Below are 14226 nucleotides of genomic sequence, written 5' to 3'. Positions count from 1 at the left end.
ATATAATAATAAATATAGCCGAATATAAATATAAGTTGATCTTTGGGCTTATTGCTAATTTAAACATAACAGAAAGTGATTAAGTATTTATGTATACTGGAGCACCATGTAGTGCTATACTTCTAAAATGTAGGGTTAGAGCTATTTTAAAGTTTGAAGAAACTATATATGATAGTTAGTTTAAAGTATCTGAGGATGAATTTAAAGAGAAGACTAAATATGCTAGAATAGTACGTATTAAAAATTATTTAAATAATATTAATATGGTTAATCAATTTATATTACAAGAAAAAGGACTTAAGGGATTTAAGTTTCAAGTAGAAATTCCTAATGAACTTGGAACATACTTAGATAACATATAACTTTAAAGGTAGAGGTATTTAATCTCTGCCTTTAATTTTTATAAAGAAAAGCTACAAGAATTTCCTCATGTAGCTTAAAATCTATGCAGGAATGCTAATTTGAGGTATTAAGTCATTATACTCATTAAATCCTATTAATTTATCATGTTAAAGTATACTTACAATCATACACAGCTAAATATAGCTTAAGATTTTTCTTAAGCCTATGGCACTTAGTAAGTGCTTGGAATATGGGGAAAAAATTTACGTGTGTTCATTACTTTATCATTTTATGGTATAATTATTGAGAAATTTATGATAGAGACATTAAGGGAAAATTAACTATAAAATAAGAATATTAGTCTTCAAAAATAGTATTTTATAAAAAATAAAGAGTGCATTCACTACAGGGGGAATTACCAAGGTAACCCATTTCTGTAAGAGAGGCACTCATTCTTCTCTAATATTATTCTATGTAAATATAGTATAATATTATACTATCTCTGTCAATAAAAAAAAAATTTTAAATGTTAAACGCTATTAGTTTAAATTCAGGAGGATTAAGTGAGTAATTTAGAAAAAAGAGTTTCAGCTAAGAAATACTTTATATATGCATTCAAAAGACATATATTGAATGAGAATAAGGTTTTATATAAAAAATTTTTACCAAGTTTAAGGGAAGTTCTTTTAGATTATATAGATATCTATGAAGATATAAATCAAAATATTGATAATAAAAAATTAGAAAATGCAAAGAAGGATATATTAAAAACATCAATGTTTTTCATTAAGGAAAGCATTTTTTATAAAAAGGGAATATATAAAGAAGAGTTAGACTTTCTAATAAATGATATGAAAGATATAGTAGATAATAAGTTAAGTGCAGTAGCTGAAGTAAGAACATATAACAAATGTAAATCGATAGTGAAAAAAATAAGTAATGATAACATATATAAACACTTAGCTAATATAGTAAAGGATTTAACTAATTTTGCTGAAATAGATAGAGCTATTGAAGGTATTACCAGCGAGATGCTTTATGATAATTATTCATTAAAATACATAGAAAATTGGTATAAGATAAATGTTTTAAGAGACTTAAACAATCTAGATGAAGAGAAGATAGATGGATTAATAGATAAGTTTAAATACTTTAGTATATCTGAAAAAGAGTATAAATACTATTTAACTATAAAATCTCAAAAAAGTTTAGGAGAAAAGATATATTTAGATTGTAACTTAGTAATGAATATTGAGGAATTTGAAAATATAACACTAATAAATGATAAAGACGGGAAGGATGCCAAAAGTTATCTTCAGCAAGGGCAATTTAATCATTTATATAGCGTAGTTGTTAAATGTAGAGATTATTATAAAGGTTTAGAAATACTAATAGATTCGTTAAACTCTTATTTTCAGATTATTGAATATCTAAATGAAGATATTGAATTGGCAATAAATGAAAAAATAGTAGTTGAAATAGGCAAAAACAAGTATGAAAAATTAAGAAAAAATATATATGATGATGCAATACTATTTAGTAAATCTGAAAGAAGAGAGCTTGAGGATATAAGGGATTTTATTGAATATAGGGATAAAGTATACTTAATGAATATTGGTCATGACGAAATAGCTAATATTCAGAGAGCGATTAATATAATAAAAGGGCAAAAGGCACAAACTAAAGAAAATAGATTAATAAATTTATGGTCTGTACTTGAATATATGTTAACTTTTCATAATGGAGATAGCATAATCTCTAAAGTGAAGGATATAGTGCCTAAGGTATATTGTTTATATTTAATAAAGGATAAAATTAATACATTCTGGAATATTTTATATCAATATAAGGAAAGTGGCTATGGAACTGTTACAGATATGATTGCAAATTGCAAATTACAAGATGATGAGTATAGATATGATTTAGGAAAGTTAATAGAGTATATTAACAGAAAAGGTAAGCAAATCATTGAAGATTTAGAATTTAATGATATGTTGAAAAGGGCTATTTCAGAAATTGGAACTTTATTTTTTAGTGATAAAGAAAGAATAAAGTATATTGAGCAAGAATATAAAAAAATTGAAATGGATTTAATAAGAATATATAGAGATAGAAATATATTAATTCATTCAGGGAGAAGAGAAATTCGAAATATAAATTATAAAACTTTAAGGTTATATCAATATAATAACAATATATTGGGTGTAGTTATTTACTATAAAAAGAATAATCCTACATTAACAATTGAAGAAATACTGAATTCAATTGAGTATACGTATGATAAATATGTAAGTATTATTAAAAATCAAATAGAACCATTGAAGTTAATTGATATATGTAGACCCAAATATCTATTTATAGAGTAAGGTTACTATTTAAAACTATAAACTTATCTTATCACAATTAGTATTAATGATAGATGTGTTTACATCTATCATTTTTATTTTGTATAATTATGTTATATTGTAAGAAATCAGGGGGAAGAAAGATGGATAATCCATATTTAGAGGGATATGATCAAAATAATATTATAGAGTTACTTAAGAATATGGGGTATAAGTATATATCACCAGAAGAATGTGAAGCTCTTAGAGGTGGTAGACTTAAAGAGGTTGTATTAAAAGACATAGCAAGAAAAAAGTTAATGGATATTAACAGCTTTGAATATAAAGGTTCTCAGAGAAAGTTTTCTGAGAATAATATCAATAAAGCTATTGAGTCTGTAGACATGCCATTAACAGAAGGATTAATTAAGGTTAATGAAAAGATATATGATGAACTTGTTATGACTAAGAGTTTAGAAGAGTTTTTAGAAGATGGAACCAAGCAATCTTTTTCTTTAAAGTACATAGATTGGGGTAATCCTAAAAACAATGATTTTCATTTTACTGAGGAGTTTGTTGTAGAAAAACAAGATCAATCAATTAAAGAGAAAACAAGAAGACCTGATATAGTTTTATTTGTTAATGGAATTCCTTTTTGTGTTATAGAACTTAAAGCAAGTTCAGTTTCATTGAAGCAAGGCATATCACAAATGATTGGAAATCAAAAAAAGGAAAACATACCTCATCTTTTTAAATATGTTCAATTAGTGATAGCCGGAAATACTAGAGAAGTTAGATACGCTACAACAGGAACGCAAAATAAGTTTTGGGCTGTTTGGAAGGAAGAAGATGAGTTAGGTGTTGAAAACCATGTTAAAGGAAGATTAGCTACAGAATTAGATAGAAGTATAGTTTCATTATTAAATTTAGATAGAATTCTTGAGATAATAAGAGAATTTACTTTGTTTGATAACAATGTTAAGAAGGTAGCTAGATATCAACAGTATTTTGGTATTAAGAGAACATTAGCGAGAATAGATACTTTTGACAATGCAGGTAGAAGAAATGGTGGCCTTATATGGCATACACAAGGTAGTGGTAAATCATTAACTATGGCTATGCTTGCAAGAGCTTTAAGAAGAAGAATAACTAATGCAAAGATAATTATTGTTACTGATAGGAAAGAATTAGACTCACAAATTAAGAAGACCTTTGCTCATAGTGGATTTTCTAATGATATAGTACAAGCTTCCAGTGGTAATCATTTAAATGATCAATTAAAAAGTAAGGAAAGCAAGATAATTACAACTATTATCAATAAGTTTGATAAAGTATTTAATATAGGTTTAAAGATAGATGATCCTAATATATTTGTCCTTGTAGATGAATCCCATAGAACACAAAATGGACAACTTCATGCTAAGATGAGAAAAGTATTCCCAAGTGGTTGTTACATAGGTTTCACAGGAACACCTCTTATGAAGAAAGAGAAGAATTCCTTTACTCAGTTTGGTAAGGAGATCCATAGATATACAATTAACCAAGCTGTAGATGACAAAGCTGTATTACCTTTATTATATGAAGGAAGATTAGTTGATCAATGGATTAATGACGAAGCTGGTCTTGAAAGAAAGTTTGAAATGATTTCTAGAAATCTTAATGAAGAGCAAAAGGAAGATTTAAAGCAAAAATGGGGAAGATTTCAAAAGGTGGCTTCGAGTGAAAGAAGACTAGAAATGATAGCTTTAGATATTAATGAGCATTATAAAAACACATGGCAAAGAACAGGTTTTAAAGCAATGCTTGCAACATCATCTAAGTTTGAGGCTATAAGATATAATCAGATATTTGAAGAGTATGGAGATGTAAAAACAGCCTTTGTAATGTCATCAGCAGATAATAGAGAAGGTAATGATGATATACATGATGAAAATAAACTTCTTGTACAAAAAGAATTAGAAAGAATAGTTAGAGAATATGGCAACTTAGATGACTATGAAACTAAGATAAAGGAAGAATTTTGTGATGGTGAAGATGTAGAAATTCTAATAGTAGTGGATAAACTATTAACAGGCTTTGATGCTCCAGCTGCAATTGGATTATATGTAGATAAGGAATTAAAAGAACATAAGTTACTTCAAGCTATAGCAAGAGTTAATAGATTATATGAAGGAAAAGATTATGGATATATAATTGACTATAGAGGTCTTTTAGGAAATCTTGATAAAGCTTTAACTTCATATAGTTCATTAGAAGGTTTTGACGAAGAGGATATTAAAGGTGCCGTTATAGACATAAAGAAGCACTTAGATGAATTAAAATCAAATTATTCCTATTTAAAGGACTTATTTAATCCTATTAAGAACAAAACTGACAAGGAAGAATATGAAGTTTATTTAGCTGATGAAAGAAAAAGATTAGATTTTTATGAAAGATTAAAGAATTATGCTAAAAGCTTAAACATATGTTTGACTTCTCAAGGGATCTTAGATTTATTATCAAAAGGAGAATTAGAGAACTACAAAAAGGAACTTAAATTCTTTATTAATTTAAGAAAAAGTGTAAGATTAAGATACTACGAAGAAGTTGACTTTGGTGAATATGAGGAGCAAATGCAAAAGCTTTTGGACACTTATATAAGTGCAAATGAAGTAAATAGACTTACTAAATTAGTTAATATTTTTGATGATAAAAACTTTGATGAAGAAATTCAAAGAGTAGAAGGCAAGAGAGCTAAAGCAGATACAATAAGAAATGCCTTAGATAAAGTTATTACTATGAAGTATGACGAGAACCCTGCTTATTATGAAAACTTAAAGGATAGAATCAATAGAATACTTGAAGAATACAGAAAGAAGAGAATATCTGAAGAAGAGTATTTAAATAGTATGAATGATGTAATGAATGATGTTAGAAATGGATCAGTAGAAGAAACATACCCTTGCTCTATTTCTAGTAATAAAACAGCTCAAGTTATATATGACAACATTAAAGAAGATATATATGAAACAATATCAGCTAAAGTAGAAGAAGAGCAATTAGAGTATGTTGTAGCAAATACTTCGTTAGAATTTGATGAAATAATAAAGAGATATGCAGCAAAACCAGATTGGACTACAAATACAGATATTCATAACCAAATAAGTCAGTACTTAGAAGAGAAGCTATGGGACTTAGAAGATAAATATGGAATTCAACTAGATACAGATAAGATTTTAGAAAAAACGTTAACTATTTCAATAAGAAAATACGGAAGATAAGAAAAGATTAAAGCTTGCATATAAATGTATGTAAGCTTTAAGTTATGATGAAAATATCATATAGGAGAAATGATATGAATGAAAACATACAAATTCATAAAAAGAAAGTAAAGAATGTAACATTAAAAGTAAAAAGAGATGGAACAATACACTTAACAGTACCAGAAGCTGCTACAGAAGATTATGTTGAAAGAGTCATAGGTAATAAAAAAGAGTGGATAGAAGCCCAATTAAAGCACTTTGACGAAAATTATGATAAACCGGAAGTTAAAGAAATGGTAAGTGGAGAAAGCTTTAAATATCTAGGAAAGAATTATAGATTAAAGATAATTGAAGATCAAGAAGAAGGCGTTAGGCTATACAGAGGTTATATAGAGATTTACGTTAAAGATAAAGGAAACTTAAAGAGAAAAGAAGAACTTATAAAGAAATGGTATTTGGATAAAGCTAAAGCCAAATTTGAAGAATTAGTACATCAGTATGAAGGGGTAGTTAAAGAAGATATTAAAAGCATTAGAGTACTAACCATGAAAACAAGATGGGGTAGCTGTAACGTTGAAAGCAGAAATATCAATCTAAACCTAGAACTAATTAAGAAACCAAGATATTGTATTGAGTATGTGATACTTCATGAGTTAGCTCATTTAAAGTACCCTAATCATAGCAAAGAATTTTGGGAGTATATGAGTGTTCATATGCCTAATTGGAAGCGGCGAAAAGATAAGTTGGAATCAAGTTCTTAGAATAGTAAGTAATAAATAAATTGTAATTATAATATATATTTATATATCAATGTTTTAAGGAAGTATAAATGGAGATAAATTGTATTTATAATTGTAATTATTGTGATATTACAAGCCAAATTAAGGATGAATCAGTTGATTTAATATTAACAGATATACCGTACTTAATTAGTAGAGAAACTAGATTTAAGGAAATTAAGAATTATACTAAAAAAGATGGTAATTCAAATTATTATGGTATGTCATATGAATTTGATGATACAAATTTTAGTGATATTGAATCTTATATAAAAGAATGCTGTAGAATATTAAAAAAAGGTGGTAACTTAATAGTATGGTCTTCTTGGCAGTTGATGGGAGACTTAGAAGAGTTAATAAGAAATGAACTTGGAAATGATATGAGGGAACCACGAATAGGAGTATGGATAAAAAACAATCCTCTTCCAGCTAATGTAAAGAAGAAGGCTGTTAATGCGATTGAAATGTTTATTTGTGTTGCTAAAGGTGTTAATGCAACATTTAATCTAACGCCGTATAAAAATAGAATCCTTAATGGAAAAATAGAAGTGGTTGATGCAAGATATGATGATAGCAGTAATGAGTTAGAACTAAAGAATGGGAATTTAGAGATAAAAAATGGAACACAAATCTTTAATAATAAAATTGAAAGATTAGTTTATATTGAGCCTAAAGTGCCAGATATAATAAGGATACATCCCACAGAGAAACCATTAAATATCATAAGACACCTAATAGAAACATATTCTAATAAAGGCGAATTGGTTTATGATGGTTTGTTAGGTAGTGGAGTTACTGCACAAGCAAGTAAAATTACAGGTAGAAATTATATAGGAACAGAGATAAATAAAGAATATTTTGAAAAAGCAAATGCAAGGTTAATAGAAAGAAATAATTAGTTTTTAGAGCATAGATTTTATGCTCTTATTTTTTTGTGAATTATGGGGATACTAAAGAAAAAAGATCGGAGGGTAATATGAAGACGCAGGAAGAAATTATACAGGAAGTTTTGAAAAACAACAATGGTTATGCATATTTTAGTCAAATATATAATGATGTATTTACGATACCAGGAAATTCATTTAAAAAAGAAAATAAGTATAAAGAGAGTATAAGAGGGTATGTCCAAAGGAGCGATAGTTTTTTTTCTATAAAGCCAGGTTTATGGGCGTTGGAAGAGTATCGAGATAAACTACCTGAAGAAATAAAAGAAATGATCCAGGAAGATACAGAATCATATTTTGAAAGGCCAACTACACATTCCAAAATACAAGCAGATTTAATTGCAATGGGGAAGGAGTTAGGATACATAACATATATTCCATCTCAAGATAAAACAAAGGTATTTGAAGAAGGCAAAAAGTTAATTGATATAGTTGATATTTATACAATCCCTATATTTACATATAAACCAATGGTAGATAAAGTTAGAACTATTGATATAATATGGTTTAAAGATGAATCAATAGATAGTACAAAAATGTTCTTTCCTAAAGGTGTATTTGAAATAGAAACTTCAACAAATTTTGTGAATTCATTAGAAAAATTTAAGCTATTAATTAATTTTAATATGCAATACTTTTATATAATATCTCCAAAAGAAAAGGAGAAAACATTTAATAATCTAATTGTTAGAGATGAGTTTGAGCAAATAAGAAACAGAGTGAAGTTTTTAGCATTTGAAGATGTTGAATCATTAGTTAGCAATCCTAACATTTTAAAAAGATTTGATATTTTATAATTAAGTATAAAGCCTTTATAAAGAAATTTTAATTATACGAACCAGTTTGATGGAGAGTGTTAACTGCAAATGAACCGTAGATATTTGCTAGAGTTTCAAATTATTAAATTTCAGACTATAGCGAGTCTTTTGTTTTTTGAGTATCTAAATGAATAAACAAAAGTAACACGAGAATATTGAATTAAGTAATAGTGATGAAACTGTAACATAATAATATCAGTAACAGCAAAGTGGGGTGCAAAATACGACACCCTTTTAGAACGATAATATGAGTTGGAGATCTAAAAACTATATACCATGCACCAGCTGAAGAGCAAGGGCATGCTCGTATGCTTGAAGTTACTGAAAAATGGCACAAACTCTATCCTAATGCAATAAAAAGCTGGTCTGCTAATTGGTATGTTATAAGTAATATATTTAAGTTTTCTGCTGATGTACGTAACGTTATCTACACAACTAATGCTATTGAAAGTCTTAACAGTATTTATCGTAGATTGAATCGTCAGAGAAGTGTATTTCCAAGTGATATCTCGTTGCTAAAAGCATTGTACTTAGCAACTTTTGAAGCCTCAAAAAAATGGAGTTTACCACTTAGAAACTGGGGCAAAGTTTATGGAGAACTGTCCATAATATATAAAGGAAGACTTCCTTAAAACCTGCGGCTAAGATATAAAAAAATACACCCGGTTTAAGGGTGTTCTTGACATGAAATTTATTTGCTATTATATTAAAATCAAGGCATGGTAGCTATATCATTATCTCCATGCCTTTACAATAATTATCATAGAAAGCTATTTACAGAAAAAACTTCACAGTCTAGTAAAACACCCAGTTAAATGCTAACAATAAAATATTTTTGTTTTTCATTTATATCATTCCATACAATTTTATAAATTTGTTTTAATTCTATACTTTCATGAACTTTTCCTGTTGGTTTCTCTATTACCCCATACAACTTTTTTTCATTTCTAAATTTATCATATATACTTCCATTTTTATTTGGTGTATAGTAAGCTGAATCTATTACTAAATTAACAGAGTAACTTCCTGTAAATCCGTTTTCTCTTAATTGCTCTAAAAATCTAATATCTTTGCACATTGAATACATTTGTTCAGGTACTTGTCCATTAGTTGGAAACTTTAATTCTATACAATACTTTTCCGTTTTATCATCATTAAATATAACTATATCCATTTCTTTCTTTAATGTATTTCCTATTTGAAAATATGAAACATTTCTCTCAAATTGAATTTTGTATTTGTTACTAAGTTTTTGTCTTAAACAAATACCTAGTTCATGCTGAAAACTAAATTCGTTATATATTTCTACCTTGTTTAATGCAATAAGATTCATAAATTCTCTTATTGCTAATTCTATTTCGATGTTTTCATTTTTCTTGAAAAACTCATGTTTTTCTTTACCTTCTATATCTTTAGTCCTAATAGATACTTCTTTTTTTCACCTATGTTACTGATAGTATTCTTACTCCAATTACATTTTTTACTTTTACCGCAAACACTGCATACATTAGTTTTTCTATTGATAAGTCCTCGAGATTCAAGTTCATTACATTTTTGATAAGCAGCTTGCCTCCGAGACAATTTTAGTTTTCTAGTTATGCAATCATCACATGTTATCATGTTGTCATTTTCATTTATATAAACTAGAATATCTTCTCTAATCCCCATTTATAATTTCCCAATCCTTTCTATAATAGTTTTTGATAATAAGAATACTTAATATACCTTTTTAAGTTTACTCTTTTCTCTAAGCTGTTTTTGTATTTGAAAGCTGAGTCCGTTACCTAAAGTTCTAACTGGAATAGGTAAAGTCTCTTTAGTTATTCTATGTTCATATATTGCATGATCTCCATTATATCTAACAATTTCAAAATTCATACTTTCAGCTAATTTAGCTAAATCCCTATATTCAAACACTTTTTTATACTTTTCATTCTTTATAGCCTGATTTAATACAGTTTCATTCCTTATCAGTTTTTCATTTTGCTTTTTTATTAATTCATCATATTTCTTATCTTTTTTATTTACTATGTCTTCTATAAACTCAATATCATTGGCAACACTATCTACCTTATCTTTAAGATAAGATTTAAACACCGCTAAATTACCTATAAATCTATTCTTTAGCTTTTTTTCTTCTATGGATAACCTTCTTTTTATTGTATCATCAGTAATGTCATTTCCTGCTTGATATGATTTGTTTATCATATCATAGAGTATTTCATAGATAATATCCTTACCATTATAAATTGCTTGGTTAAATTTAACTATATTTTCCATAAAATCATTGCTTATATTTTCAAACTCACTAATAAAATTATCATATTCTACTTTATTTTTAGAATCTAAATCTTGAATTTTACAAACAAGCATATTAGTTTGAACTTTTGCAACTTCTATAGACTTGTCCATTTCTTCAATATATTCGAGAATAATATCGTAAACAGTATCATTTGCTAATTGAATTAGTGTATCAATATTATAATATTTATATATTTTTTTTCTAATTAACTCTTTAATTTCTTTCTTTTTCATCTTAAGCCTACTTTCTAAATTATAAAGTATATTAATAATTCAATTTAAATATTATTTATTACTTGAAATGCAATTTTACCTTAAACATAGATTAGACAATAAAAAATTACACAATTTATTTTAATATTATACCATAACAGCACAATTATACCATTAAACTGAATCTATCTAAATGATTATTTGTGGTGGCATATCCCTACAACAAAATAATTTTCATCCAAAAAAATCCTCCCACGTCACTCCCTCAAATATATACATATTTAAATATATCCCTAGTTAAATATAGAAAATTTTATATAGTTTAATAGGGATATATTTAAAATTTTACCTAGGAAACTAGTTAAATATAAAGCTATATAACTAGTTAACTAGTTGTTGGCGCTGTGCGGGTTTGCGGGTTTTTTGAATATTTTTCATATGTATTTTAATAATTTAATAGGAACAAAATTTATTCATTTTATTCCTAATTTGGGTAATGGGTAACATTTTAGTGATGACGTGTCTTGTTGGAGTCACTTGCTCATGGTTTTATTTATAATTGTACTACCATTACATTTTCATCCCACATTATTTCATCAGTATATTCAAATCCAACACTTTCATATAACTTCTTTGCAGATATATTTTGGGGCGAAACTGTTGTATAGAATTTTATATTGCTATATTCAACTTTTATTAAGTCAAGCAATTTTAGCATTGCTTTTTTTCCTAATCCTTTACCTTGAAACTTTTTATCAATCATAAATCTAAGTAACATTGGTTTACTTGTATCTTCTTCAATTCCATATAAAAGAAGTCCAATTAGTATATCATCCTCATAAATGCATTTTGCATTCCAATTTTCATATAATAAACTTAAAATGATTGAATTATAATTTGGCGCAACAATTCCTTCTTGTTCTTTATAAACCTCTAAATTATTACATTCGTACCAATTTTCTTTTGTTACTTGTTTTAACATAATACCCATAGAGTTTCCTCCTTATTTTAGATTTGGGATAATAAAATCAAGTAAATCTCTAGATGTTATTTTGATTTGATATGGTTTACATATATGACCTATTTATTAGTGTATCATTATAGTAAATATAATTTAAATTACTATAAATTATTGAAATATATCCCTTATTCAGCAAGAGGAAAACAATCCTCTGAAGACTAGAATTTATCGACCTTTACTTAACTCAAAGAGAGAGATACTATGAATTAACTTTATTTTGAATATATGGTATTATTATAAGGCAACTTCTATATTAGGAGGAAGTGCATTAACGGTTTTGCATTCTTTTTTACAGGCTATTTTTCCAGTAGTTCGTAAAATGAATTAACCACATAATTTATATTTATTAAGGAGGATCTAGATATGAGGAAAAAGAGTATTGGATTACTGGTTATATTGGTAATAATTATTATAGGGCTGATTTTACAACCATTTCTTATATCAAAGGATTTTAAAAGTATACTAGATATTGATTTTACAAAAGTAGATAAGATACTTATGAGCTCTGGAACCTATGGAAAAACTGTAGAAATAACGGATAAAGATGAAATAGAAGAATTTTTAAACCAGTTTGAGAATACTAAAGTTAAAAAAATCTTTAGCAAATCAAAACAAAGAGGATATTGTTTGGAAGCTAGATTGTTTATTAATGATAAAAATGTAGTTTCATTTGATTATGGTTATGATAGGATTACTATTTACAAAAATGATAAAGAAACAAAATATATTTCTAACACAAATATAGATATAGATAAAATTAATGAAATAGAAATAAAATATAATTTGAGAAATTAAATAAGTAAGATACTCTAGAAACCATAAAATAAATGCCTGAAATTTTACTCTATGCTTAAATAACCCTTCTATATTATAGAATATCAGTATAGTATGGTAATAGATTTTGATGAAGAAATTTAATATAACGGGAATGTGTATACCTAATAAACACTATAATGAATAGTTATAAGCATTTATGCGACAAGTTATTGACAACTTACGTATAATATATATATGATAATACAAAATAGTAAAAAATTATATTATTCAATTTTTATATAATATATGATTGGAGAAGTTAATATGAGTAATAGGATGTTAGATAAAAATAATATACCTACGGAAAAAGAGATTTTTGAATTCATTGGAAATGATACGAAAAAATTATTGAAGCAATTTGAAGAAACCTTTGATAAACAATATGATATGCAAAAGGAATTAAAGTTCCCATTTGGAAATAATTACGGTTGGGGATATAAGTATTCCCATAAAACCAAGCACTTATGTTATATCTTTTTTGAAAGTGGCGATATGGATGTAATGATGCAAATAAGTTCAAAAGATAAGGAAAAACTCAATGAAGTAATTAATGGGGGTTTATCTTTAACTAAAGAATTATGGAAGAATAAATATCCTTGTAGTGATGGTGGATGGATTAATTACAGACCTAAAACAAAGGAAGATATAGAAGAGATAATAAGATTATTAGCTTTTAAAAAGAAGCCTGTTGTAAAGTAATACTAAATTTAATCTTCTGTTCTTTACCTATTATCTGAAGTCCTTCACTGGCAAATTTATTATAATAGCTTATTAATTGATGAAAAGTGTTATTCTTTGTAGGATGGTGCACTTTTTTTTCTTTGCTTTTAACTTCTATATCAAGACTAAGGAATCTAAGCTTAATTTTTAATTGATGCAACCACTGGTTTACAGCAAAAGTAACTAATATATGCTTGTATAATAGCAAATAGATAGAGATAATTATATATGAGGTGGTTACTTTGAATTTTAAAGAAAATCTAAAGAAATTAAGAAAAGAAAAAAATATATCACAAGAACAACTTGCAGAAAAGTTAAATATATCACGTCAAGCAATTTCAAAGTGGGAATCAGGTAAAGCATATCCAGATATAGATAACCTTATATTATTAAGGGATATATTTAATGTTAGTTTAGATGAGTTGATGGTTAATGAAAAAACAGATAAAGGAAAAAGCATAAATCAAGAAGAGGATGTATCTAGTGATAACAAAGATAGTTATGATGAAGAGGATGAGGATGAAGATTCAGTAAATTTAATGCTTGGAGGTTTTATAATCGGTACAGGTGTTGGTGTGATTACAGGGAATTTTATGTGGGGAACTGCAGGGACTTTTATAGGTATGGGAATAGGATATGTGTTAGAAGTTATTAGAAGAAAGAATAAAGAAAAGAGATAATTTTATTTTTTAGCGGGGTACAGTGT

General features: G+C 26.9%; 12 protein-coding genes and 1 pseudogene. 9 read left to right on the top strand and 4 right to left on the bottom strand.

Going from position 1 to position 14226, the window contains the following annotated elements:
* Positions 1–905 precede the first annotated feature (905 nt).
* The 6 genes and pseudogenes from IO99_RS12695 to IO99_RS12670 form a co-directional block, all read left to right on the top strand.
* Positions 906–2708, top strand: a complete 1803-nt coding sequence (locus IO99_RS12695; RefSeq protein ID WP_035133995.1) for a hypothetical protein — start codon at positions 906–908, stop codon at positions 2706–2708.
* A gap of 122 nt (positions 2709–2830) precedes the next feature.
* The gene (locus tag IO99_RS12690) at positions 2831–5926 is read left to right on the top strand and encodes a type I restriction endonuclease subunit R (RefSeq protein WP_035133993.1); all 3096 of its coding nucleotides are present in this window, start codon (positions 2831–2833) and stop codon (positions 5924–5926) included.
* A 74-nt stretch (positions 5927–6000) separates the two neighbouring features.
* On the top strand, positions 6001–6669 hold the full coding sequence (locus IO99_RS12685; RefSeq protein ID WP_035133992.1) for a M48 family metallopeptidase: 669 nt from the start codon (positions 6001–6003) through the stop codon (positions 6667–6669).
* Between the two features lie 68 nt (positions 6670–6737).
* Positions 6738–7586: a DNA-methyltransferase gene (locus IO99_RS12680; protein ID WP_035133991.1), complete on the top strand. Its 849-nt coding sequence runs from the start codon at positions 6738–6740 to the stop codon at positions 7584–7586.
* 77 nt (positions 7587–7663) lie between these two features.
* The gene (locus IO99_RS12675) at positions 7664–8428 is read left to right on the top strand and encodes a hypothetical protein (RefSeq protein WP_035133990.1); all 765 of its coding nucleotides are present in this window, start codon (positions 7664–7666) and stop codon (positions 8426–8428) included.
* A gap of 278 nt (positions 8429–8706) precedes the next feature.
* Positions 8707–9081: pseudogene (locus IO99_RS12670) on the top strand (transposase); the annotation flags it as partial.
* A 179-nt stretch (positions 9082–9260) separates the two neighbouring features.
* Here IO99_RS12670 and IO99_RS18470 read toward each other — a convergent pair.
* The 4 genes from IO99_RS18470 to IO99_RS12650 all read right to left on the bottom strand — a co-directional run bounded on the left by IO99_RS18470 (position 9261) and on the right by IO99_RS12650 (position 11954).
* Positions 9261–9782 (bottom strand): hypothetical protein, encoded by a 522-nt coding sequence (locus tag IO99_RS18470; protein ID WP_051824094.1) that lies wholly within the window; start codon positions 9780–9782, stop codon positions 9261–9263.
* Positions 9783–9853: 71 nt separating this feature from the next.
* Positions 9854–10117, bottom strand: coding sequence for a MarR family transcriptional regulator (locus IO99_RS12660; RefSeq protein WP_035133988.1), 264 nt, complete (start codon positions 10115–10117; stop codon positions 9854–9856).
* A 48-nt stretch (positions 10118–10165) separates the two neighbouring features.
* Positions 10166–10984, bottom strand: a complete 819-nt coding sequence (locus IO99_RS12655; protein WP_035133986.1) for a type II toxin-antitoxin system HicA family toxin — start codon at positions 10982–10984, stop codon at positions 10166–10168.
* A gap of 532 nt (positions 10985–11516) precedes the next feature.
* The gene (locus IO99_RS12650) at positions 11517–11954 is read right to left on the bottom strand and encodes a GNAT family N-acetyltransferase (RefSeq protein ID WP_035133984.1); all 438 of its coding nucleotides are present in this window, start codon (positions 11952–11954) and stop codon (positions 11517–11519) included.
* Between the two features lie 393 nt (positions 11955–12347).
* Between IO99_RS12650 and IO99_RS12645 the strand changes: the two genes are divergently transcribed.
* From IO99_RS12645 to IO99_RS12630, 3 genes are all read left to right on the top strand, one after another.
* Positions 12348–12779: a hypothetical protein gene (locus IO99_RS12645; RefSeq protein WP_035133982.1), complete on the top strand. Its 432-nt coding sequence runs from the start codon at positions 12348–12350 to the stop codon at positions 12777–12779.
* A 285-nt stretch (positions 12780–13064) separates the two neighbouring features.
* Positions 13065–13499, top strand: coding sequence for a DUF3788 family protein (locus IO99_RS12640; protein WP_035133979.1), 435 nt, complete (start codon positions 13065–13067; stop codon positions 13497–13499).
* A gap of 263 nt (positions 13500–13762) precedes the next feature.
* Positions 13763–14200, top strand: a complete 438-nt coding sequence (locus IO99_RS12630; protein ID WP_035133974.1) for a helix-turn-helix domain-containing protein — start codon at positions 13763–13765, stop codon at positions 14198–14200.
* Positions 14201–14226 lie beyond the last annotated feature (26 nt).

The organism is Clostridium sulfidigenes, from assembly GCF_000732635.1.
Classification (GTDB): domain Bacteria; phylum Bacillota; class Clostridia; order Clostridiales; family Clostridiaceae; genus Clostridium_J; species Clostridium_J sulfidigenes.
This window is presented reverse-complemented; position numbering and strand designations above follow the sequence as displayed.

Bases quoted from the DNA above. Each gene is read 5' to 3' on its own strand.
- IO99_RS12690 (WP_035133993.1), top strand. From the start codon at position 2,831: ATGGATAATCCATATTTAGAGGGATATGATCAAAATAATATTATAGAG.
- IO99_RS12685 (WP_035133992.1), top strand. From the start codon at position 6,001: ATGAATGAAAACATACAAATTCATAAAAAGAAAGTAAAGAATGTAACA.
- IO99_RS12680 (WP_035133991.1), top strand. From the start codon at position 6,738: ATGGAGATAAATTGTATTTATAATTGTAATTATTGTGATATTACAAGC.
- IO99_RS12675 (WP_035133990.1), top strand. From the start codon at position 7,664: ATGAAGACGCAGGAAGAAATTATACAGGAAGTTTTGAAAAACAACAAT.
- IO99_RS18470 (WP_051824094.1), bottom strand. From the start codon at position 9,782: ATGAATCTTATTGCATTAAACAAGGTAGAAATATATAACGAATTTAGT.
- IO99_RS12660 (WP_035133988.1), bottom strand. From the start codon at position 10,117: ATGGGGATTAGAGAAGATATTCTAGTTTATATAAATGAAAATGACAAC.
- IO99_RS12655 (WP_035133986.1), bottom strand. From the start codon at position 10,984: ATGAAAAAGAAAGAAATTAAAGAGTTAATTAGAAAAAAAATATATAAA.
- IO99_RS12650 (WP_035133984.1), bottom strand. From the start codon at position 11,954: ATGGGTATTATGTTAAAACAAGTAACAAAAGAAAATTGGTACGAATGT.
- IO99_RS12645 (WP_035133982.1), top strand. From the start codon at position 12,348: ATGAGGAAAAAGAGTATTGGATTACTGGTTATATTGGTAATAATTATT.
- IO99_RS12640 (WP_035133979.1), top strand. From the start codon at position 13,065: ATGAGTAATAGGATGTTAGATAAAAATAATATACCTACGGAAAAAGAG.